16 protein-coding genes are annotated in these 23640 nt (G+C 70.9%); 15 read left to right on the forward strand and 1 reads right to left on the reverse strand.

Annotated elements, in window-relative coordinates:
• Positions 1-216 precede the first annotated feature (216 nt).
• The 15 genes from ACZ56E_RS25905 (at position 217) to obgE (ending at position 21260) form a co-directional block, all read left to right on the forward strand.
• A complete protein-coding gene (locus ACZ56E_RS25905; RefSeq protein WP_030362602.1) occupies positions 217-1236 on the forward strand; it encodes a rod shape-determining protein in 1020 nt (339 codons plus the stop codon).
• Positions 1237-1399: 163 nt separating this feature from the next.
• Positions 1400-2350: a rod shape-determining protein MreC gene (mreC, locus tag ACZ56E_RS25910; protein ID WP_468601126.1), complete on the forward strand. Its 951-nt coding sequence runs from the start codon at positions 1400-1402 to the stop codon at positions 2348-2350.
• Between the two features lie 12 nt (positions 2351-2362).
• Positions 2363-3037: a rod shape-determining protein MreD gene (gene mreD, locus ACZ56E_RS25915; protein WP_398297749.1), complete on the forward strand. Its 675-nt coding sequence runs from the start codon at positions 2363-2365 to the stop codon at positions 3035-3037.
• Positions 3034-5211, forward strand: coding sequence for a penicillin-binding protein 2 (gene mrdA / locus ACZ56E_RS25920; RefSeq protein WP_468601123.1), 2178 nt, complete (start codon positions 3034-3036; stop codon positions 5209-5211). The genes mreD and mrdA overlap by 4 nt, the downstream gene beginning before the upstream one ends.
• Entirely contained in the window at positions 5211-6404 is a 1194-nt protein-coding gene (rodA, locus tag ACZ56E_RS25925) for a rod shape-determining protein RodA (protein ID WP_362995791.1), read from the forward strand. Before mrdA ends, rodA begins: the two co-directional genes overlap by 1 nt.
• 63 nt (positions 6405-6467) lie before the next feature.
• Positions 6468-8072, forward strand: coding sequence for a CYTH and CHAD domain-containing protein (locus ACZ56E_RS25930; protein WP_471217701.1), 1605 nt, complete (start codon positions 6468-6470; stop codon positions 8070-8072).
• Positions 8073-8122: 50 nt separating this feature from the next.
• A complete protein-coding gene (locus ACZ56E_RS25935; protein WP_471217703.1) occupies positions 8123-10048 on the forward strand; it encodes a TIGR03960 family B12-binding radical SAM protein in 1926 nt (641 codons plus the stop codon).
• A gap of 15 nt (positions 10049-10063) precedes the next feature.
• Positions 10064-10609, forward strand: a complete 546-nt coding sequence (locus tag ACZ56E_RS25940; RefSeq protein ID WP_471217705.1) for a GNAT family N-acetyltransferase — start codon at positions 10064-10066, stop codon at positions 10607-10609.
• Between the two features lie 6 nt (positions 10610-10615).
• Complete coding sequence (locus ACZ56E_RS25945) at positions 10616-11806, forward strand: hypothetical protein (RefSeq protein ID WP_471217707.1); 1191 nt, start codon at positions 10616-10618, stop codon at positions 11804-11806.
• Between the two features lie 47 nt (positions 11807-11853).
• Positions 11854-12651, forward strand: a complete 798-nt coding sequence (locus tag ACZ56E_RS25950) for a TIGR03936 family radical SAM-associated protein (RefSeq protein ID WP_471217709.1) — start codon at positions 11854-11856, stop codon at positions 12649-12651.
• Positions 12652-12883: 232 nt separating this feature from the next.
• Entirely contained in the window at positions 12884-17332 is a 4449-nt protein-coding gene (locus ACZ56E_RS25955) for an Rne/Rng family ribonuclease (RefSeq protein WP_471217711.1), read from the forward strand.
• 219 nt (positions 17333-17551) lie between these two features.
• A complete protein-coding gene (locus tag ACZ56E_RS25960) occupies positions 17552-18904 on the forward strand; it encodes a phospholipase D-like domain-containing protein (RefSeq protein WP_471217713.1) in 1353 nt (450 codons plus the stop codon).
• Between the two features lie 194 nt (positions 18905-19098).
• Complete coding sequence (gene rplU / locus ACZ56E_RS25965) at positions 19099-19419, forward strand: 50S ribosomal protein L21 (RefSeq protein ID WP_055566950.1); 321 nt, start codon at positions 19099-19101, stop codon at positions 19417-19419.
• Between the two features lie 14 nt (positions 19420-19433).
• Complete coding sequence (gene rpmA / locus ACZ56E_RS25970) at positions 19434-19688, forward strand: 50S ribosomal protein L27 (RefSeq protein ID WP_365355700.1); 255 nt, start codon at positions 19434-19436, stop codon at positions 19686-19688.
• 123 nt (positions 19689-19811) lie between these two features.
• Positions 19812-21260, forward strand: a complete 1449-nt coding sequence (gene obgE / locus ACZ56E_RS25975; RefSeq protein ID WP_471217715.1) for a GTPase ObgE — start codon at positions 19812-19814, stop codon at positions 21258-21260.
• 116 nt (positions 21261-21376) lie between these two features.
• Here obgE and ACZ56E_RS25980 read toward each other — a convergent pair whose 3' ends face one another.
• A complete protein-coding gene (locus tag ACZ56E_RS25980; RefSeq protein WP_471217717.1) occupies positions 21377-23476 on the reverse strand; it encodes a hypothetical protein in 2100 nt (699 codons plus the stop codon).
• Between the last annotated feature and the right edge of the window lie 164 nt (positions 23477-23640).

Consider the following 23640-nt stretch of genomic DNA (forward strand, 5'->3'; position numbering starts at 1 on the left):
TGCGCCCCAATTGGGGGAACCCGTGCCTCCGATGGCACGTCTCCAAAGGCGAGGCGGCACATCATCTGCTGACAATGGCGAAGACCCTCGCGCCGTCTTCGCGCGGCCGAGACTACGATGGAAGCCTCCACTGCCACTCAGCACCCACCTCGCCTACCTAAAAAGCCATCACAAGCTCCAATAGGGAAGGCCAGACGCATCCTCATGGGGAACAACATGTCGTTCATCGGCCGTGACATGGCTGTCGACCTCGGGACCGCCAACACGCTGGTGTACGTCAGGGGTCGGGGGATCGTACTCAACGAGCCGTCCGTCGTCGCGATCAACACCAACACCGGCGGCATCCTCGCGGTCGGTGCGGAAGCCAAGAAGATGATCGGGCGCACGCCCGGCAACATCGTCGCGGTGCGTCCGCTGAAGGACGGCGTGATCGCCGACTTCGAGATCACCGAGCGGATGCTCCGCTACTTCATCCTGAAGATCCACAAGCGGCGCTACCTGGCCCGTCCGCGCGTGGTCGTCTGCGTGCCCTCGGGCATCACGGGCGTCGAGCGCCGCGCCGTCATCGAGGCCTCCTCGCAGGCCGGCGCCCGCCAGGTGCACATCATCGAGGAGCCCATGGCCGCCGCCATCGGCTCCGGCCTGCCCGTCCACGAGGCCACGGGCAACATGGTGGTGGACATCGGCGGCGGCACCACCGAGGTCGCCGTCATCTCGCTCGGCGGAATCGTCACGGCACAGTCGATCCGCGTCGCCGGCGACGAGCTGGACAACGCGATCATCCAGCACATCAAGAAGGAGTACTCCCTCCTCCTCGGCGAGCGCACCGCCGAGCAGATCAAGATCACCATCGGTTCGGCGTACGACATGGACGCCGACGAGCACACCGAGATCCGCGGCCGCGACCTGGTCTCCGGGCTGCCCAAGACCGTCGTCATCTCCGCCGCCGAGGTCCGCAAGGCCATCGAGGAGCCGGTCAACGCGATCGTCGACGCGGTCAAGACCACCCTCGACAAGTGCCCGCCCGAGCTGTCGGGCGACGTCATGGACCGCGGCATCGTGCTGACCGGCGGCGGCGCCCTGCTGCGCGGCCTCGACGAGCGGCTGCGCCGCGAGACCGGCATGCCGATCCACATCGCCGAGGACCCGCTGGACAGCGTGGCGCTCGGCTCCGGGAAGTGTGTCGAGGAGTTCGAGGCGTTGCAGCAGGTGCTGGACGCCCAGCCGCGCAGATGATCTGACGCGAGAACATCCGCCGTACGAGTGCCTGCCACTTCGTGCGGCGGATCGTTGATATAGAGGCAAGACACGCAATTCCCGCAAGGCACGACAATTCCCCAGAACCTCGTGGAACCCGCAGTTTCCACGGAATCCGATTGAGGAAGGCACGCCGCCGCACGTGAGGGACACACGAGAGAGCCGGCTGCTTCTTGTGCTGCTGGTCGCCATCGCGTTCGCATTGATCACGGTGGACATCCGCGGCGGTGAGGACTCGCCGGTCGACGGTGCCCGCCGGGCCGCCGCCACGGTCTTCGGTCCGGTCGAGGAGGGCATGTCCTCCGCCGTCGACCCGATCGGCAACGCCATCGGCGCGGTCCGCGACTCCGGTGAGCGCCACAGCCGCATCGCCGAACTGGAGCGCCAGAACGCCGCGTTGAAGGCCAAGCTCGGCAGCGACGACCGCAACCGCAGCCGCGTACGCCAGCTCGACGGCATGCTCAAGAAGGCGGGCGCGGGACAGTACGGCATCAAGGGCGCCGAGGTCATCGGGATAGGAGCGGCCCAGGGCTTCTCCTGGACCGTCACGATCGACGCCGGCGCCAAGGACGGAATCAAGCGCGACATGACCGTCCTGAACAGCGACGGCCTGGTAGGCCGGGTCACCACGGTCGGCCCGGGCACCGCGACCGTCCTGCTCGCCAACGACCCCGACTTCACCGTCGGCACCCGCATGGAGAAGACCGACGAGCTCGGCTTCGCCACCGGACAGGGCGACCGTCCGCTCTCCGTCCAGCTGCTCAACGGCAAGGCCGAGGTCAAGAAGGGCGACCGGCTCGTCACCTTCGGCTCGCAGAAGGACCGGCCGTTCGTGCCGGGCGTCCCGGTCGGCGAGGTCGTCCGCGTCGACCCCTCGGGCGGCGACCTCACCCGGAACGTCTTCGTGAAGCCGTACGTCGGATTCACCAAGCTCGACATCGTCGGTGTCGTCGTCGAGGCGCCCCGCGAGGACCCGCGCGACACGGTCCTGCCGAAGAAGCCCGAGAAGCCCAAGCCGACACCGACGGTGACCGTGACGGCCACCCCGTCGGGCCAGCCCCCGGCCGACGGCGCCGCCGCCGACGAGCAGTAGGAGACCGGACCCATGCGCTTCAACCGAATCCTGCTGTCCACCACCCTGGTCGTCGTCGCCCTGGTCATCCAGGTCAGCGTCCTCGCGCGGCTCCAGCTGCCGGGCGCCGTGCCCGACCTGGTGCTGCTCACCGTCCTCGGCCTCGCCCTCGTCTACGGCCATGTCGGCGGCGCCCTCGTCGGCTTCGGCGCGGGCCTCCTCGCCGACCTGGCCCCGCCCGCCGACCACGCCGCCGGGCGGTACGCCCTGGTGCTCTGCGTCATCGGCTACCTCGCGGGCCTCGCCAAGCCCGACGGCGGCAGGCTCCGCTCCGCCACCGGGCCGCTCGTCGTGGTCGTCAGCGCCGCCATCGGATCGACGCTCCTGTACGCGGGCGTCGGCTCCCTCGTCGGCGACACGGCCGCCCGCCACGTGGGCCTGGTCGGGCTCCTGTTCACCGCCGCGCTCTACGACCTGCTGCTCGCGCCCTTCACGGTGCCGCTGATCATCGCGCTCGCCCGGCGCGCCGACAACGACCCGCTCGGGGAGAACGGACCCGCCAACAAGGCGGCCGACGTCTCCTCCGGCTGGCTCTCGTCCGGCACCGGACTGCGCATCGGCGACCAGCGCGGCGGCGGTCTGCGGGCGAAGGCGGCCAAGGCCCGTGTCGCCCGCGCCGGACGCATCAAGGGGGTCAAGCGCCTGTGACCAACATCCCCGAGACGGGGCGCACGCCCCGCGTGCAGATCCGTCTCGTCATCATCCAGATCCTCGTCGTCTCCCTCCTCCTCACCCTCGGCGGCCGCCTCTGGTACCTCCAGGTCCGCAACGGCGACGAGTACGCCGAGGAGGCCTCGGGCAACCACGTCCAGCAGGTCGTCCAGCCCGCCGTGCGCGGCTCGATCCTGGACGCCCGCGGCGTGCCCATCGCCGACAACGAGACGCGGCTCGTCGTCTCCGCGTCCCGCACGGACCTGATGAAGATGAAGGACGACGGCAAGGCGGTCCTCGCCAAGCTCGCCGACGTCCTGGAGATGGAGCCCAAGGACGTCTCCGACAAGGTCCGCCTCTGCGACTCCAAGACGCCGCAGCCCTGCTGGAACGGCTCGCCGTACCAGCCCATCCCGATCACCGACGAGGCGACGCCCAAGCAGGCCCTGCAGATCCGCGAGCGCTCCGAGGACTTCCCCGGCATCACCGCCGAACCCACCGCCGTGCGCCGGTACGCGGCCCCGGGCAAGTCCAACACCGCGCAGGTCCTCGGCTACCTCTCGCCCGTCACCGACGAAGAGATCAAGAAGGCCGAGAACACCGACTCGCCGTTCCTCCGCTCCGACCAGGTGGGCCGCTCCGGCCTGGAGCGGACGTACGACAAGCAGCTGCGCGGCAAGGCCGGCGTGACCCGCTACGAGGTCGACAACCTCGGCCGCGTCATCGGCAAGGCCGAGTCCGACGCGGCCCAGCCCGGCGCCAACGTCGTCACCAGCATCGACGCGCGCGTGCAGGCCGTCTCCGAGTACTGGCTCAACGACGCGATGAAGAAGGCGCGGCAGGAGTTCGACAAGAACACCGGCGAGAACTACAAGGCCGACGCGGGCGCCGTCGTCGTCATGGAGAACAAGACGGGCCGCATCGTCTCCATGGCCTCCAATCCGACGTACGACCCGAACGCCTGGGTCGGCGGCATCTCCGGCAAGGACTACGCCAGGCTCACCGGCAAGAAGTCCAACTACCCGCTGCTCAACCGCGCCATCCAGGGCCAGGCGGCCCCCGGCTCCATCTTCAAGGTCATCCCGACGGCCGCCGCGGTCAACGCGGGCTACGACTTCAACGGCCGCTACCCGTGCCCCAGCTCGTACTCCATCGGCGGCCAGACCTTCAAGAACTTCGAGTCCAAGGGCCACGGCTCCATCACCCTCGGCCAGGCCCTCGAGGTCTCCTGCGACACCGTCTTCTACAAGCTGTCGCACGACCAGTGGGCCAAGGACGGCGGCAACAAGCCGAAGAAGGACGCCAAGGACTGGTTCTACAAGACCGCCCACCAGTTCGGCCTCGGCAAGGAGACCGGCATCGACCTGCCCAACGAGGTCACCGGACGCGTCCCCGACCGCCAGTGGAAGAAGGACTACTGGAAGGCCAACAAGGACGCCTGGTGCAAGCAGGGCAAGAAGAGCGGCGGCGACTACGCCGAGCGCATCGCGTACGAGAACTGCCTCGAAGGCATGAAGATGCGTGCCGGTGACTCCGTCAACTACTCCATCGGCCAGGGCGACACCCTCGTCACGCCGATACAGATGGCGACGATCTACAGCGCCATCGCCAACGGCGGCACCATGTACGACCCCACCGTCGGCAAGGCGATCATCAGCGCCGACGGCAAGCGGATCGAGGAGATCAAGCCGAAGTCGCACGGCAGGCTGCCGATGGACGCCAAGCTCCGCAAGGACATAGACGGTGCCCTCGCGGACGTCGCGACGCGCGGTACGGCCGCGTGGCGGTTCGGCGGCTGGCCGCAGGACAAGATCCCGATGCACGCCAAGACGGGTACCGCCGAGGTCTACGGCAAGCAGACCACCTCGTGGTTCGCGACGTACACCAAGGATTACTCGATCATCATGACGATCTCCCAGGGCGGTACGGGTTCCGGCGCCTCGGGACCCGCCGTCCGCAAGATCTACGACGCGATCTACGGCCTGGACGAGAACGGCAAGCAGGACCTGAAGAAGGCGCTCCTGCCCGAGCCGCAGAAGTCCCTGCCCAAGATCAAGGGCGACGGCTCCATCCACTCCCCGAAGATCAGGCCGTACAAGCCCGAGCCGCCCAAGGAGCCGACCGAGCAGCAGGAGCTTGCCGGTGCCCCGGCGAACTGGAGGCGGGACTGATGACCGGAAGTGGCTTCTCCGTCTCCGGATACGGACCCGAGCGCTCCGGCATGTCGCGGCTCCTCGCCCGCGACTCGGTGGTGCGCAGGCTCGACTGGGTGATACTGCTCTGCGCCCTCGCGCTGTCCGTGATCGGCTCCGCGCTCGTCTACTCGGCGACCCGCAACCGCACGGAACTCGTCGGCGACGACCCGTACGCCTTCCTGCTCAAGCACGTCATGAACATCGGCATCGGGCTCGCCCTGATGGCCGGCACGATCTGGCTCGGCCACCGCACCCTGCGCACGGCCGTGCCGATCCTCTACGGCATCTCCGTCTTCCTGGTGCTGCTCGTCCTCACCCCGCTCGGCGCCACCATCAACGGCGCCCACGCGTGGCTCGTGATCGCGGGCTTCTCGCTCCAGCCCTCCGAGTTCGTGAAGATCACGATCATCCTGGGCATGGCGATGCTGCTCGCGGCGCGCGTCGACGCGGGCGACCGCGAGCACCCCGACCACCGCACCGTGGTGCAGGCCCTCGGCCTCGCCGCCGTCCCGATAATGATCGTCCTGCTCATGCCCGACCTCGGGTCGGTCATGGTGATGGCGATGATCGTGCTCGGCGTGCTGCTCGCCTCCGGCGCCTCCAACCGCTGGGTGTTCGGACTGCTCGGCACGGGCGTCGCGGGCGGCATCGCCATATGGCAGCTGGGCGTCCTCGACGACTACCAGATCGCCCGTTTCGCCGCCTTCGCCAACCCCGCCCTCGACCCGGCGGGCGTCGGCTACAACACCAACCAGGCGCGCATCGCGATCGGTTCGGGCGGCCTGACCGGCACCGGACTGACCAAGGGCTCCCAGACCACCGGCCAGTTCGTGCCCGAGCAGCAGACCGACTTCGTCTTCACCGTCGCGGGCGAGGAGCTCGGCTTCGTGGGCGCGGGCGCCATCCTGGTCCTGCTCGGCGTCGTCCTGTGGCGCGCCTGCCGCATCGCCCGCGAGACCACCGAGCTCTACGGCACGATCGTCGCCGCGGGCATCATCGCCTGGTTCGCCTTCCAGGCCTTCGAGAACATCGGGATGACCCTCGGCATCATGCCGGTCGCGGGCCTTCCGCTGCCCTTCGTGAGCTACGGAGGATCGTCGATGTTCGCGGTCTGGGTCGCCGTCGGACTACTCCAGTCGATCAAGGTGCAGCGGCCGATGTCCGCGTAACCCGTGGCCGGAAGTCCCGTCGCAGGCATGTTTGGCCTCGCGTTTCGCGTCTAGATTCAATTCATGGCGGAGACGAAGCGCGAGATCGAGCGGAAGTACGACGTCGGGGCGGGCGCGACGCTGCCCGACCTGTCCGGCGTCGCCGGGGTCGAGGACGTCGTCGACAGGGGCGTCGTCGAGTTGGACGCCGTCTACTGGGACACCCCCGACCAGCGCCTCGCCGCGGGCTCGGTCACGCTGCGGCGGCGCACCGGCGGCGACGACGCGGGCTGGCACCTGAAACTGCCGGTGTCCCTCGCGGAGGGCGTGCGCGACGAGATCCACGCCCCGCTCTCGGACACGGTGCCGCGCGCCCTCTCCGGCCTCGTGCGCTCCCGGGTGCGCGAGGCCGAACTGGTCCCCGTCGTCAGGCTCCGGTCCGCGAGGAACCTGTGCCACCTCCTCGACGCCGAAGGCACCCTGCTCGCCGAGGTCAGCATCGACGGCGTGCGGGCCGAACGCCTCGACGGCGGCACCGGCACCGCCGAATGGTCCGAGGCCGAGGTGGAACTGGCGGACGGCGCCGACCCCGCGATCCTCGACAAGGTCGAGAAGAAGCTCAAGAAGGCGGGCGCGCGCCGCTCCTCCTCGCCGTCGAAGCTGGCCAGGGCCCTGGCCGAGACCGCGCCGAAGAAGAACGGGCCGCAGAAGGCCGAGCCCGAGACCGCGACCCGCAGCGGCAAGAAGGCCGGCAAGGGCGAAGCCGTCGCCGAGGTGGTCCGCGAAACCGTCGGCGAGGGCCCGGGCACCGCGGGCGACCACGTCGTCGCCTACCTCCGCGCCCAGCGCGACGCGATCGTCTCGCTCGACCCCGCAGTCCGCCGCGACCTGCCCGACTCCGTGCACCAGATGCGGGTGGCCACCCGACGGATGCGGAGTGCGCTCAAGTCGTACCGCAAGCTCCTCGACCGGACGGCCACCGACCCCGTCGGCGACGAGCTCAAGTGGCTCGCGGGCGAGCTCGGCGTCGACCGCGACCAGGAAGTCCTCGCCGAGCGGCTCACCACCCGCATCGACGCGCTGCCCAGGACCCTCCTCCTCGGCCCGGTGCGCGGACGGCTCCGCATCTGGAGCGTCGCCCGCCGCGCAGGCTCCCGGCGCAGGACGGTCACCGTGCTCGACAGCAAGCGCTACCTCGCCCTCCTGGACATGCTCGACGCCCTGCTGGCCGAGCCCCCGCTGCGCCCCGCCGCCTCCGCCCCGCCGGCGAAAGCGCTGTCCAAGGCGGCCCTCAAGGACTACGCCCGCCTCGCCGCCCGCGTCGAGCACGCCCTGGAACTGCCCCCGGGCAAGCAGCGCGACGTCGCCCTGCACGACGCCCGCAAGGCCGCCAAGCGGGCCAGGTACACGGGCGAGTCGGCGGTGCCCGCGCTCGGCAAGCCCGCCAAGCGGTTCGCCAAGAGGATGAAGGCCGTGCAGAGCGTGCTCGGCGACCACCAGGACAGCGTCGTCGCGCGCGAGGCCCTGCGCGCCCTGGCGATCCAGGCGCACCTCGCGGGGGAGACCGCGTTCACCTGGGGGCTGCTGTACGGCCAGGAGGAGGCGGCGGGCGCCGACCGGGAGCGCGAACTGCCGGAGGTGTGGGCCGAGGCGTCCCGGGCGAAAGTGCGGGCGGCGCTGGGCGGGTGAACGCCGGGGTACGCTTGATGGTCACCCCTGCCCGCTCATGAAGGTTCGCGATGTCTGCCGAGTCGGTCTTCCCACAGCTCGAAGCTCTGCTCCCGCATGTGCAGAAGCCCATCCAGTACGTCGGCGGTGAGCTGAACAGCACCGTCAAGCCGTGGGAATCCTGCGACGTCCGCTGGGCGCTCATGTACCCGGACGCGTACGAGGTGGGCCTGCCCAACCAGGGCGTCATGATCCTCTACGAGGTCCTGAACGAACGCGAGGGCGTGCTCGCCGAGCGCACCTACAGCGTCTGGCCCGACCTGGAGGCCCTGATGCGCGAGCACCGGGTCCCGCAGTTCACGGTGGACAGCCACCGGCCCGTCGGCGCCTTCGACGTCTTCGGGCTCAGCTTCTCCACCGAGCTGGGCTACACCAACATGCTGACCGCCCTGGACCTCGCGGGCATCCCGCTGGAGTCCAAGGACCGCACCGTCGACCACCCGATCGTGCTCGCCGGCGGCCACGCGGCCTTCAACCCCGAGCCGATCGCCGAGTTCATCGACGCCGCGATCATCGGCGACGGCGAGCAGGCCGTGCTCGACATGACCGAGATCATCCGGGCGTGGAAGGCCGAGGGCCGGCCCGGCGGCCGCGAGGAGGTCCTCTTCCGCCTCGCCAGGACCGGCTCGGTCTACATCCCGGCGTTCTACGACGTCGAGTACCTCCCGGACGGCCGCATCGGCCGCGTCGTCCCGAACCGCAGCGGCGTGCCGTGGCGCGTGTCCAAGCACACCGTCATGGACCTCGACGAGTGGCCCTACCCCAAGCAGCCCCTCGTCCCGCTCGCCGAGACCGTCCACGAGCGCATGTCCGTGGAGATCTTCCGCGGCTGCACCCGCGGCTGCCGTTTCTGCCAGGCCGGCATGATCACGCGCCCCGTGCGGGAGCGAAGCATCACCGGCATCGGCGACATGGTCGAGAAGGGTCTCAAGGCGACCGGCTTCGAAGAGGTCGGCCTGCTCTCGCTCTCCTCCGCGGACCACAGCGAGATCGCCGACGTCGCGAAGGGCCTCGCCGACCGGTACGAGGAGGACAAGATCGGTCTGTCCCTCCCCTCGACCCGCGTCGACGCCTTCAACGTGGACCTGGCCAACGAGCTGACCAGGAACGGCCGCAGGTCGGGCCTGACCTTCGCCCCCGAGGGCGGCTCCGAGCGCATGCGCAAGGTCATCAACAAGATGGTGTCCGAGGAAGACCTCATCCGCACCGTCTCGACGGCGTACGGCAACGGCTGGCGCCAGGTGAAGCTGTACTTCATGTGCGGCCTGCCCACCGAGACCGACGAGGACGTCCTCCAGATCGCCGACATGGCGACGAAGGTCATCCAGAAGGGCCGCGAGGTCTCCGGCTCGAACGACATCCGCTGCACGGTGTCGATCGGCGGCTTCGTGCCCAAGCCGCACACCCCCTTCCAGTGGGCCCCGCAGCTCTCCTCCGAGGAGACCGACGCCCGCCTGGAGAAGCTCCGCGACAAGATCCGCGGCGACAAGAAGTACGGCCGCTCGATCGGCTTCCGCTACCACGACGGCAAGCCCGGCATCGTCGAGGGCCTGCTCTCGCGCGGCGACCGCCGCATCGGCGCCGTCATCCGCGCCGTCTATGAAGAGGGCGGCCGCTTCGACGGCTGGCGCGAGTACTTCAGTTACGAGCGCTGGATGCGGTGCGCCGAGAAGACGCTGCCCGAGATGGGCGTCGACGTCGACTGGTACACCACGCGTGAGCGTACGTACGAAGAAGTGCTGCCCTGGGACCACCTGGACTCCGGTCTCGACAAGGACTGGCTCTGGGAGGACTGGCAGGACTCGCTCGACGAGACCGAGGTCGAGGACTGCCGCTGGACGCCGTGCTTCGACTGCGGCGTGTGCCCGCAGATGGACACGCACATCCAGATCGGTCCCACCGGCAAGAAGCTCCTGCCGCTCACCGTGGTCAAGTAGGGCCGGGAACCCCCGTTGCCCCGACTCGTCCTGCCCACCGGCCTGGTGCACCGCTCCTACATCACCGCGATGGAGGAGTTCCGGGCCGAGGGGCGGGGCGGGCCCGACGACGACACGACGCTCGGCGCCACCCTGCGCGACTACGGCGCCCGGTGGCGCGACCGGGCCGTCTTCGACGCGTACGTCGCCGAGGTCCGCGCCGCCGCGCACCCCGCCGAACCCTTCGCCGTCCCCGTCACCACCCTCTGGTACGCCGACGGCGCCGACTACTTCGGCCGCGTCAGCATCCGGCACACCGTCGCCACCCGCTTCCTGCGCGAGTACGGCGGCCACATCGGCTACGACGTCCGGCCCACCGCCCGCCGCCGCGGCCACGCCACCCACATGCTGCTCGGCTGCCTCCCGTACGCCGCCCAACTCGGCCTGGACTCCGTCCTGGTGACCTGCGACACCGACAACACCGGCTCGCGCAAGGTCATCGAGGCGGCGGGCGGCACGTTCGAGGACGAGCGGGGCGGCAAGCTGCGGTACTGGATCCGAACCGGCGCCATGAGCGTCTAGGACTACATGGACCTGGAAAAGCGGCCTCCCCAGGAGGCCGTCCCGCAGCCCTCGCCGGGGCGGACCGACCGGCAGCCCCCGCAGGCCGAAGGGTGTCTCGCCGTCGCGATCCGCATCCCGGTGCGGATCGTCGTGCTCGTGCTCGTCGTCCCCGTGCGCCTCGTGTGGGACGCGCTCGCCGTGTGCGGCCGCTTCATCCACCGCACTGTGCTGCGGCCCGTAGGACGCGCCATCGGGACGGTACTGACCTGGCTGTTCAAGGCCGTCTTCGTCTGGCCGTGGGTGGGCCTGTGGCGGTATCTGCTGGTGCCGGTCGGCAAGGGGCTCGCCTGGCTGGCGCGCATGCTGGTCGTGGTTCCCCTGATGTGGCTCTACGCGCGCGTGCTGACGCCCGTCGGGCACGGCGTCGCCTGGCTCGGACGGGTCCTGCTCGTGATCCCCGCGGGCTGGCTGTACGCGCGCGTGCTGACGCCGATCGGGCACGGACTCGCCTGGCTGGCGCGGCGGTTGGGCGCCGGGGCCACCGCTGCCGGGCGCGGCATCGCCGCCGTCCTGGTGTGGCTGTTCAAGGCGGTCTTCGTGTGGCCGTGGGTGGGGCTTTGGCGGTACGTGGTCGTGCCGGTCGGCGTCGCGATCGCCTGGCTGGTGCGGACGCTCGTCGTGGTGCCCCTGGTCTGGCTGTACGGGGCCGTGCTCACACCGGTCGGGCACGGCATCGCGACGCTGCTCCGCTGGGTCTTCGTCGTGCCCGCCGTCGCCGTGTGGCGGTGGGTGCTCGCCCCGGTCGGGCGGGCGATCGCCGTCGTCGCGCGCGAGGTCGGCGACGCGTTCGGACACGCCTGGCGCATCGCCGGGCACATTTCCCTCGTCGTCGGCCGGTTCCTCGGCAAGCTCCTGCGGTGGATCTTCGTCGAGCCGGTGCGGTGGGCGTACCGCACGATCCTCACGCCCGTCGGGCACGTGGTCCGCGACGCGATCTGGCGGCCCGCCGCCGCGGCCGCCCGCAGCGTCGGCCGCACGGCACGCCAGGCCCTGGCGTCAGCGCGCGACAGCGTCCGCCAGGCCAGGGCCGATGTACGACGCATGCTCTTCGGCGCCCCGAAGGAGCCGGTGCCCGTACCGGTGGCCCGGCGGGAACCTGACGCGCCCGGGACACGTACTCTAGGTAGCAGTACGACGGCACTCATGAAGGACTGACGACACTGGGCAAGCGACAGCCCGTAGGCCCGCCGCCCGCACCCGCGGTGCAGCGCATCCGCCTGCGCTACACCAAGCGCGGCCGCCTCCGGTTCACCAGCCACCGCGATTTCCAGCGCGCTTTCGAGCGTGCGCTGCGCCGCGCCGAGGTGCCCATGGCGTACTCGGCGGGGTTCACCCCGCACCCGAAGGTGTCGTACGCCAATGCCGCACCCACCGGCACGGGCAGTGAGGCCGAGTACCTGGAGATCGCGCTCACCGCGCCGCGCGACCCCGACAAGCTCCGTGAGCTCCTCGACGAGTCGATGCCCGCCGGGCTCGACATCGTCGACGCCGTCGAGTCCCGCACCTCGGGACTCGCCGACCGCCTCACGGCCTCCGTATGGGAGCTGCGCCTCGTCGGCGTGGAGCCCGCGGAGGCGGAGCGTGCCGCCGGGCTCTTCGCGGCGGCGGAGAAGGTCGAGGTCCAGCGCCGCACGAAGAACGGCATGCGCACCTTCGACGCACGCGAGGCCGTCGTGAGCCTCGCACTCGCCGACGGCGAGCCGGTCGCTCACGACACCGATAGGCCGACCGACAAGCCCTGTGCGATACTGCGGCTGGTTGTTCGGCACGTGACACCTGCCGTACGACCTGACGACGTCCTGTCCGGTCTCCGAGCTGTGGCCGACCTGGCGCCGCCGGTCCCCGCAGCGGTGACCAGGCTGGCGCAGGGGCTTTTCGATGAAGAGACCGGCACGGTGACCGACCCGCTCGCGCCCGACCGCGAGGCAGACACGGCCGCCCCACCCACGGCCGCCGTACCTGCCGCCGCGAAGGCGCCGGTGCCGGAAGGCCCCCGTTAGGGACGTACGTCGACGCGCAGCCCTCGTACTCGGGAGCCACCTGGGTCGGGCAGCGCACTGACCGAGACTTTCGCCAGGCCGTCCGCACATGGGCGTACGGAACCGGCGAGACAAGACATAGAGCTCCCGTGCGGCGCCCACGCCCCCGGATGGCGGCCCCGCGCACAGCGCGAGCCGCGGACATCACCGGACCAGGCGCGGCGCCCGGGAGCGTGACGGGAGAACAGCCCGCATGCTTGAGCCGAACGACCCCACCGAGGGTTCGCAGAACAACACCCCCAGCGACACCCTGCCGCCGCGCCGCAGGCGCCGCGCCGCGTCGCGTCCGGCGGGCCCGCCGACGGGTGCCGCCGAAGCAGCGGCCCCGGCCATAACGGCCACCCCTGCCGAAGAGGCCCCCGAGGTCGACGAGACCGAGGAGACGGCCGAGGCCGTCGAGGCCCCGGCGCCCGTCGCCGAGCCGGAGCCCGAGGCCGCACCGGCCGCGCGCCCCCGCCGCCGCGCCTCCGCGCCGGCCGGTGCCCCGCAGGCCGCGGAGGTGACGGAGCCCGTCGCCGAGACCCCCGCGCCCGCCGCTGCGGAGCAGGAGACCGCCGAGGATGCCGCTCCGGCCGCGCGCCCGCGCCGCCGTGCGACCCGCCGCGCCTCCGCACCCGCCGGTGCGCCGCAGGCCGCCGAAGAGACGGCGACGGCTGCCGCTGTCGAGGAGACTCCCGTGCAGGCCGAGCCGGTTGCTGAGCCGGTCGCTGAGGAGGATGCTCCGAAGGGCCGTACGCGTCGCCGTGCCACCCGCACTGCTTCCGCTCCCGCTGGTGCGCCGCAGGCCGTCGAGGAGGCCCCCGCGCAGGCCGAAGCGGTCGCCGAGCCGGTCGCTGAGGAGGATGCGCCCAAGGGTCGTACGCGTCGCCGTGCCACCCGTACCGCTTCCGCCCCTGCCGGTGCCCCGCAGGCCGCTGAGGAGTCCCCCGCGCAGGCCGAAGCGGTCGCCGAGCCGGTCGCCGAGGAGGACGCTCCGAAGGGTCGCGCACGTCGTCGCGCCACCCGCACTGCCTCCGCTCCCGCCGGTGCCCCCCAGGCCGTGGAGGAGACCCCCGCGCAGGCCGAGCCCGTCGCCGAGCCGGTGGCCGAGGAGGACGCGCCCAAGGGTCGTACGCGTCGCCGTGCCACCCGCACCGCCTCCGCTCCCGCCGGTGCCCCCCAGGCCGTCGAGAAGGAGGTGGCCGCCAAGCTCGCCGAGCAGCCGGCCGCCGCCGCCGAGCAGGCTCCGGTCGAGGAAGCCGCCGACGTCGCCGACGAAGAGCCCCGTGGGCGTCGTCGTCGCGCCACCCGCAAGACCGCGGCCACCGGCTTCTCCGCGCCGTCCGGCCACAAGGCCCGCAGGGCCCAGCGCGCCGAGGAGTCCGGCGAGGACGGCGGGCGCAAGCCCCGCCCGGCCGTCGCCGTCTTCCAGGCGCCGGTGTTCGCCGAGCCGATGTTCCAGACCCCGGAGCGCGCCGCCGCGGCCGCCGCCGCCGAGGCCGCGGAGGAGACCGCCGAGCCCGCCCCCGTGGCGGAGGAGGAGCCGACGCCGCGCAGGCGCCGCCGCCGTCGCGCCGCGGACGAGCAGCCCGCCGTCGAGGAGCGCGAGCCCGCCAGGCCCGCCAAGGCCGCCGACGAGCAGCCCGCCGACGAGCCCGAGGACGCCGCGGACCAGGCCGAGCAGGCCGACTCCGACGACGACACGGAGGAGTCCGGCGAGCGCCAGGGCCGCCGTCGCCGTCGCGGTGGCCGTCGCCGCCGTCGCGGTGACTCCGCCGACCAGGACGCCGAGCAGCACGAATCCGCGCGCCACGCCCCGGATGCCGACGACGCCGGAGACGCCGACGACGCCGACACGGTCGCCGCCGAGCAGGCGGAGCAGGACGCCGAGGACAGCGCGGAGCAGGAGGCGGAGGACGCCGAGGAGTCGGAGTCGAACGGTTCCGGCTCCAGCAGCAGCCGTCGCCGCCGTCGCCGCCGTCGCCGCGCCGGGGACTCCGCCGAGGGCGAGCCGGCCGACGGCGACCCCGAGCGCACCGTCGTGAAGGTCCGTGAGCCGCGGGAGCGGCGCGCGAAGGACCCCGAGCGCGAGCTGGGCACCGGTGCCGACGAGGTCCAGTCCATCAAGGGCTCGACCCGCCTGGAGGCCAAGAAGCAGCGCCGCCGCGAGGGCCGCGAGCAGGGCCGCCGCCGCGTGCCGATCATCACCGAGGCCGAGTTCCTGGCGCGCCGCGAGGCCGTCGAGCGCGTGATGGTCGTCCGTCAGAACGGCGAGCGCACCCAGATCGGCGTCCTGGAAGACAACGTGCTCGTCGAGCACTACGTCAACAAGGAGCAGGCCACCTCGTACGTCGGCAACGTCTACCTGGGCAAGGTCCAGAACGTGCTGCCGTCCATGGAGGCCGCCTTCATCGACATCGGCAAGGGCCGCAACGCCGTCCTGTACGCCGGTGAGGTCAACTTCGAAGCGCTCGGCATGGCCAACGGCCCGCGCCGCATCGAGTCCGCCCTGAAGTCGGGACAGTCGGTCCTCGTGCAGGTCACGAAGGACCCGATCGGCCACAAGGGTGCCCGCCTGACCAGCCAGGTCTCGCTGCCCGGCCGCTACCTCGTCTACGTGCCCGAGGGCTCGATGACCGGCATCAGCCGCAAGCTGCCCGACACCGAGCGCGCGCGTCTGAAGACCATCCTCAAGAAGATCGTCCCCGAGGACGCGGGCGTCATCGTGCGCACCGCGGCCGAGGGCGCGAGCGAGGACGAGCTGCGCCGCGACGTCGAGCGGCTCCAGGGGCAGTGGGAGGACATCCAGAAGAAGGCGAAGGCGATCTCCACGAGCTCGCCGAGCCTGCTGTACGGCGAGCCGGACATGACGGTCCGCGTCGTCCGCGACATCTTCAACGAGGACTTCTCCAAGGTCATCGTCAGCGGTGACGAGGCGTGGGAGACCATCCACGGCTACGTCTCGCACGTCGCGCCCGACCTGGCGGACCGCCTCTCCCGGTGGACGTCCGAGGTCGACGTCTTCGCGACGTACCGCATCGACGAGCAGCTCGCGAAGGCCCTGGACCGCAAGGTCTGGCTGCCCAGCGGCGGCTCGCTGGTGATCGACAAGACCGAGGCGATGATCGTCGTCGACGTCAACACCGGCAAGTTCACCGGCCAGGGCGGCAACCTCGAAGAGACCGTGACGAGGAACAACCTCGAAGCGGCCGAGGAGATCGTGCGCCAGCTCCGGCTGCGCGACCTGGGCGGCATCGTCGTCATCGACTTCATCGACATGGTCCTGGAGTCGAACAGGGACCTGGTCCTGCGGCGCCTGCTCGAATGTCTCGGGCGTGACCGCACGAAGCACCAGGTCGCCGAGGTCACCTCGCTCGGCCTGGTCCAGATGACCCGCAAGCGCGTCGGCCAGGGCCTCCTGGAGTCCTTCTCCGAGACCTGCGTGCACTGCAACGGCCGCGGTGTCATCGTGCACATGGAACAGCCCACCTCCGTGGGCGGCGGCGGCAAGCGCAAGAAGCGCGGCCGCGGCGGCTCGGACCACCAGGACCACGGTCACGAGCACACGCACGAGCTGGAGTCGGCGGACGACTCGGCGGAGACCGAGACCGCGGCCGAGGTCGCTGCCGAGGTGGCCGCTCCGGTGGCGCTGCCCGAGCCCGAGTTCGTCGCGGACGAGGAGCTGTACAGCAGTGCGGCCGAGGCCGAGGCGGCTGCTTCCCGCGGCCGTTCGCGGCGTCGTGCCACGCGCCGCGCATCGGCTCCGGCGGGCGCTCCGCGGGTGGAGACCGCTCCCGAGGAGGAGGCCGCGCAGGCCGACACCCCGCAGGCGGACGCTCCGAAGGCGGACACTCCGAGGGCCGCGAAGAAGTCGGGCAAGCGGGCGGCGAAGGCCGCAGAGCGCGCCGAGCGGGCCGCGAAGGCCGAGGCGGAGGCCAAGGCCGCCGAGATCCCGGCGGTCGAGGCCGAGACCGCGCGCACGGTGGCCCCGGCCGTCGAGGACCCGATCGTGGGCAGCCCCGAGGCCGTCGAGGCGGCCCATGAGGCCCACGACGCCCATGAGGAGGCTCCGGCGGCTCCGGTGGACGACGCCGCGCCGAAGGGACGCACGCGCCGCCGTGCGGTCCGCAAGGCGACGTCGCCGGCCGGTTCGCCCAAGGCCGCCGAGGGCACTGAGGGCGCCGACAGCGCCGAGGTGGTCGTCGAGGCCCCCAAGGCCGAGCCGGTCGCCGCAGCGGTCACCGAGCCGGTGTCCGAGCCCGTCGCCGAGGCGCCCGTCGCCGACGCCGCGCCGCCGCGTCCGCGCCGCCGTGCGGTGCGCAAGGCCACCGCGCCGACCGCGTCCGCGGAGGCGGCCATCGTGGTCGTCCCGTCGGCGGAGAAGGCCGCTGAGAAGCCGGCCGGCGCCGAGCAGGCGGGGACGGAGTCCGAGGCCCCCGCCGAGGAAGCCGCTCCGGCCAAGAAGACGGCGCGCAAGGCGGCCAAGAAGGCGCCCGCCAAGAAGACGGCGGCCACCAAGACGGCCGCCAAGAAGACCGCGGCCAAGAAGACGGCCGCAAAGAAGACGACGGCCAAGAAGGCGTCGAAGGCGACGGCGAAGAAGGCCGCGGCGGCGGAGCAGACGCCGTCCGGCGTCTCCGCCGGCGCGACCAGCGAGGACTGACCTCTTCGCGACCGGTGCCCCCCGCACGGCGAGAACGCCGGGCGGGGGGCACCGCCGTGTCCGGGGAACGGCCTCGCACACCCCGAAAGCGTGAAGTGGGAGGGCCCTCCTTGGAGGTCCGGGGAGATACCTGTAAAACTCATGCGGTCTGATGAACGAACAGGGACGTGTGCGCGCGTTTGGGGAGACTGCGCGCCTTCGTCAGGGGAGGGATGACACATGGCGCATGTGCGCCTGCGAGGCACGGGACGACACCGTGCGGTGAAACCGGTCAAGGGCGGCCGCCAGGCGGTGGCACTGGCCACGGTCCTGTCGGCGGCGGGAATCCAGGCCGCGGGCTCCGTGGGGACCGCGTCGGCGGACCCGCTGCCCACCTGGACGGAGGGGCCGATCTTCAACGATCCCAAGGGCTCCGTCGACCAGCAGCACGCCATCAGGACCCGGCTGATCGAGCTGACGAACGCCGCCGTGCCCGGCTCGACGATCAAGGTCGCGGTCTACCACGTCTGGGAGGCCCCGGTCGTCGACGCGCTCGTCGCCGCCAAGAGGCGCGGCGTGCGCGTGCAGGTCCTGCTCGACGAGACGAGCAGGAGCGACCGGCCGACGAACACCTCGTACAACACACTGAAGTCGGCACTCGGCACGGACAGGACGAAGTCGTCGTTCGTGTCCCTCTGCCCGACCGGCAAGTCCTGCCTGGGCAACCCCCAGTACGGCAAGTCGATCATGCACAACAAGTTCTGGCTGTTCTCGGAGGTCGAGGGCGCCAGGGACGTGGTCGTGCAGACCACGTCGAACTCGACGCCGTCGGCGCACACGAAGTTCTTCAACGACGCGCTGCTGCTCCCGGACAACCCCGCCATGTACGACGCGTACGCGGAGTACTTCACGGACATGCTCGGCAAGCGCTGGGCGGACTGGGACTACCGCACGGTCAGCAGCGGCCGCTACAAGGCGTACTTCTTCCCGCGCAACGGCACGGTCAACGAGACCGACACCATGTACTCAGTCCTGAACAACGTGAAGTGCACGTACAAGGACTCGGCGGGTGTGACACAGCACACCAAGGTGCGCGCCGCGATCTTCAAGATCACGCGGAAGCAGATCGCCGACAAGCTCGTCTCGCTGAAGAAGGCCGGCTGCTCGGTCAGCATCCTGTACGCGGAGACGGACAGCGCCAAGAGCCAGGGCGGCACCCCGGGCACCTGGGAGCAGCTGCACAAGTCGGGCGGCCCGTCCGTGCGCTGCTACAACGACGACCGGGACCCGCTGCGCCCCGGCTCCCGCCTCACCACGCCGTACATCATCCACTCGAAGTACCTGCTGGTCGACGGCGTGTACGACGGCCAGCGGAACAAGGTCTCCTTCACGGGCTCGCAGAACTACACGGCGCCCGCCCTGCGCGAGAACGACGAGGCGATCGTCAAGATAGACGACGACTCGGTGCACGACACCTACCGCTCGCACTTCGACCGCACGCGGGCCGTGGCCTGGCCGGGCAGCGCCGACAAGACGGACCTGTGCAAGGGCGTCAAGCCGCTGCCGCCGGACGGTGAGAATCCGGTCAGGTGAGCGGGGGTGCGGGGCCGGTTTGACCCGCCAGGACCGGCCCCGTAACCTTGACCGTCGGCGTGTTCCTATGCACCGCCACCCCCTGTAAACCTTTTTCCTCCCGTTTCGTGGGCACTGTTCCGGGCCGGGAGAGGCCGTCCGCCTGCGGGCGGCTGGACTGCGGGGGCACCGTTCCGAGCGAGAGAGAGATCCGCGTGTACGCCATCGTGCGCAGCGGTGGTCGTCAGCACAAGGTTGCTGTCGACGACATCGTTGAGGTTGACAAGATTTCCACTGCCAAGGTTGGCGACACGGTCGAGCTCTCGACCCTGCTCGTTGTCGACGGCGATGCCGTGACGAGCGACCCGTGGGTGCTTGCGGGCATCAAGGTCCAGGCCGAGGTCGTGGACCACCACAAGGGCGCGAAGATCGACATCCTTCGCTACAAGAACAAGACCGGTTACCGCCGTCGTCAGGGTCACCGCCAGCAGTACACGGCGATCAAGATCACCGGTATCCCCACGGCTGCGAAGTAAGGGACTGAGACAAGATGGCACACAAGAAGGGCGCATCGTCCACTCGGAACGGTCGCGACTCCAATGCTCAGCGGCTCGGCGTGAAGCGCTTCGGCGGTCAGGTCGTCAACGCCGGTGAGATCCTGGTCCGCCAGCGCGGCACGCACTTCCACCCGGGCTCGGGCGTCGGCCGCGGCAAGGACGACACCCTGTTCGCGCTGGACGCCGGTGCGGTGGAGTTCGGCACCCACCGCGGCCGCAAGGTCGTCAACGTCGTTCCGGTCGCCTGATCCAGGCTGCCGTAGAACACGTTCTTCGCGAGGGCGGACCTCTCTTCCCGGTGTCGGGAAGAGGGTCCGCCTTTCGCGTGTTAGACGTAAGACATTTCCGTTCTTTTCTGGAGGCACCGAACCATGACCACCTTCGTGGACCGCGTCGAGCTGCACGCCGCCGCGGGTAACGGAGGCCACGGCTGTGCCTCCGTCCACCGTGAGAAGTTCAAGCCGCTCGGCGGCCCGGACGGCGGCAACGGCGGCCGTGGCGGCGACGTGATCCTGGTCGTCGACCAGGACGTCACCACCCTCCTGGACTACCACCACAGCCCGCACCGCAAGGCCACCAACGGCCAGCCCGGCGCCGGCGACCACCGCTCCGGCAAGGACGGCCAGGACTTGGTCCTGCCCGTCCCGGACGGCACGGTCGTCCTCGACAAGGAGGGCAACGTCCTGGCGGACATGGTCGGCCAGGGCACCACCTTCGTCGCGGGCCAGGGCGGCCGCGGCGGCCTGGGCAACGCGGCGCTGGCCTCCGCCCGCCGCAAGGCCCCCGGCTTCGCGCTGCTCGGCGAGCCGGGTGAGGCCCGGGACGTCGTCCTGGAGCTCAAGACCGTCGCCGACGTCGCCCTCGTGGGCTACCCGAGCGCGGGCAAGTCCTCGCTGATCTCCGTGCTGAGCGCCGCGAAGCCGAAGATCGCCGACTATCCGTTCACGACGCTCGTCCCGAACCTCGGCGTGGTGACGGCCGGCTCGACCGTCTACACCGTCGCGGACGTGCCCGGTCTCATCCCGGGCGCCAGCCAGGGCCGCGGCCTTGGCCTGGAGTTCCTGCGGCACGTCGAGCGGTGCAGCGTGCTCGTGCACGTGCTCGACACGGCGACCCTGGAGTCCGACCGCGACCCCGTCTCCGACCTCGACGTCATCGAGGCCGAGCTGCGGGAGTACGGCGCGGGCCTGGAGAACCGGCCGCGCATCGTCGTCCTGAACAAGATCGACGTGCCGGACGGACAGGACCTCGCCGACCTGGTCAGGCCCGATCTGGAGGAGCGCGGCTACCGCGTCTTCGAGGTGTCGGCCGTCGCCCACAAGGGCCTCAAGGAGCTGTCCTTCGCGCTGGCCGAGCTGGTCGGCGAGGCGCGTGCCGCGAAGCCGAAGGAGGAGGCGACCCGCATCGTCATCCGTCCCAAGGCCGTCGACGACACCGGCTTCACGGTCACCCGCGAGGAGGTCGGCGGCGAGGCGCTGTACCGCGTGCGCGGCGAGAAGCCGGAGCGCTGGGTGCGCCAGACCGACTTCCAGAACGACGAGGCCGTCGGCTATCTCGCGGACCGTCTCAGTCGCCTCGGTGTCGAGGAGGCCCTGATGAAGGCCGGTGCGCGCAACGGCGACGGCGTCGCCATCGGCCCCGAGGACAACGCGGTCGTCTTCGACTGGGAGCCGACGATGATGGCGGGCGCCGAGATGCTCGGCCGCCGTGGCGAGGACCACCGTCTGGAAGCGCCCAGGCCGGCCGCACAGCGGCGCAGGGACCGCGACGCGGAGCGGGACGAGGCCGAGAAGGCGTACGACGACTTCAAGCCCTTCTAGTACGGCAGGGCCAGCCTCTGGGCAACGTCTCAGGGCAAGGCCTCAGAGCGGCGCATACCAAAGGGCCCCGGAGCTTGGATCCAAGCTCCGGGGCCCTTTCGTATGCGCTCAGTCGGTCAGGCCGAGACCGAGTCCTCCGCGCCGTTCGGCTCGTTCGACTCGTTCGGGTCCTGCTCCATCTCCTCCGCCGCTTCCTCCGCGACGCGCTGGCCCGGGATGTCCGCGTCGATGCGGGACGTCATACGGGCGCGGCGGGCGTCGGCCTTGGCGCTGAGGGCGAGGGCCGCGGCGTTGAAGCGGACCAGGGAAGGCGGGTCGGAGGGGCCCAGGAGGTGCTCCTTGAGCTCCGCGCGGGCCTCCGCGTGCGGGTCGAGCTCGGGGGCGCGCACGGCCTTCAGGAGGGCCGCCACGCCGTCCGCCTCGGGGCTGAGGATCGTCGCCGCGGACGCCGTCGGGAAGCTCGCGCGGAACTCCGCCTCCGACATGCCCGCCGTGTTGGCGACGGCGTACGGCTTCTCGCTGCTCAGCCAGTCGGAGACGACCGAGGAGACATCGCTGATCAGCAGGTCGGCCTGGTTGAAGCAGGCGAAGATCGCCGGGCGCGCGGACGTGATGATCTGGTGCTCCCACTCGGGGAAGGACGCCCAGAACGCGGTCTCCCACGCGGCCGTCGCCGCGGCCACGGCGGCCTGCTGACCGCCGTCGGGGGAGCCCTGGAGCATCATCCGCTCCTGTTCGTCCGCGCTCTTGCGGAAGCGCCGCGCGGTCAGCCGGTCCAGCTCCTCGGTGCGCCGCGCCAGTTCGGCGGCGGCCTCGGGCCCGGGACGGGCACCGGAGCGCTTCGCGTTCGCCGCGAGGATCATCGCCTTGATGCGCTCGTTGGCGGCGCCCGCGCGCGGGTCCTGCGAGCCGGTCATCGGGTGCGGCTTGTACAGGAGGCGTACGCCCGGGTCGGCGAGGAGCTCGCGGACGATGTTCTCGCCGGCGAGGACCACCGAGGTGTTGCCGGGGTTGCCGTCCCAGCCCTCCCAGGTGGGGGCGTACAGAACGGTGGTGTACGGCCCGGTGGGCGCGCCGGAGAACGGGCGGATCGGGGACAGCTGGGGGCGGCCGACCTCGACCACGTCCTTGTCGTCCACGCCGATGTCCGCGAGCTGGTAGCGGTCGCGGGCCGCGGGGCCCGCCACCCACACCTCGTCGTACGCCTTCGCGTAGGGGTTGCAGGAGGAGAGCTTGTCGCTCTCGCCGTGGTTGATGAACGCGTGCTTGATCGTGGGGATGCGCAGCACCTGGGAGGTCTTCGCGGCGTTCGCCGGGTGCAGCATCATCTTCAGCGTCGACGTCTCCAGCGAGAACATCGTGGCGACCTTCGGGAAGCAGATGATCGGGACGTCGGTCGCGTCGATCTTCTGCACCATGAACCGCTCGCGCAGCACGATCAGCGGCTTGCCGTCGAGGGCGGCGAGCGTGGAGAGCCACATGTTCGCCTGGTACGCGGACGTGGTGCCGCCGGAGAAGTACATGGCGACGGTCGGCTTGTACTCCGCGAGCCACGCGTCGAGCCACTCGGTGACCTTCTGGTCGTTCTTCGCCCGCTTCTTCGGCAGCAGCCAGGTGGCGAGGTAGAGCGCGCCGGCGCCGATCAGGGTGAGGGAGACGGCGAGCCCGATGCCGCCCCAGTACGCGTCGGTGGTGCCCGCGGTGAGCAGCAGGCCGACCGTCGTCGGGACCGAGAAGGTCAGCAGACGGTGGGCCTGGCGGCGGGACAGGATCCGCGGCGGGGCCGCGGTCAGGTGCAGGTCCGACGCGTCGATGTTGCGGGTGACGATCGGCAGCGAGCGGGTGCGGCGCACGAGCACGGCGACGGCCTGGCAGACGAAATGCAGGGCGTAGAAGCCGAGCAGCGCGATGGTCAGCGGCGACTGCTCGGCCAGCGGCTCTATGCCGTCGATGCGGAGCAGCCCGACGAGGATCAGCATGTCGCGCAGGAGCTGGCGCACCGTCACGTCGAAGCGGATCTTGCCAAGGAGGGAGAGGAGGCCCGGCTGCTTGTACTGCAGATAGATGTCGAGCGCGAGATTCGCGGCGGCCGCGGCGATGAACACCGGGACGATGGGGATCAGCGCGGTCGCGAGCTGTGTCGCGAAGAGCGCGAACATCGCGAACAGCGCTGACAGCTGCACGATGCGTCGGGGGGCGAGTCCGGCAGAGGGCACGGGCTTGGGCTCCTGGCGGGGATGAAGGGGGATGAAGGGAAACTGGGGGGAAGTCGACCACTGACCGTATGACGCGCAGTGGCTCCCTAGCAATCTTGCGTGACATCAATCACCGGATAAAGGGGCAAAGGAGACTGAACCCCGAGGCCGTTTTCTGCCTCTGA

The sequence above is a fragment of the Streptomyces sp. NPDC039480 genome (assembly GCF_055597165.1).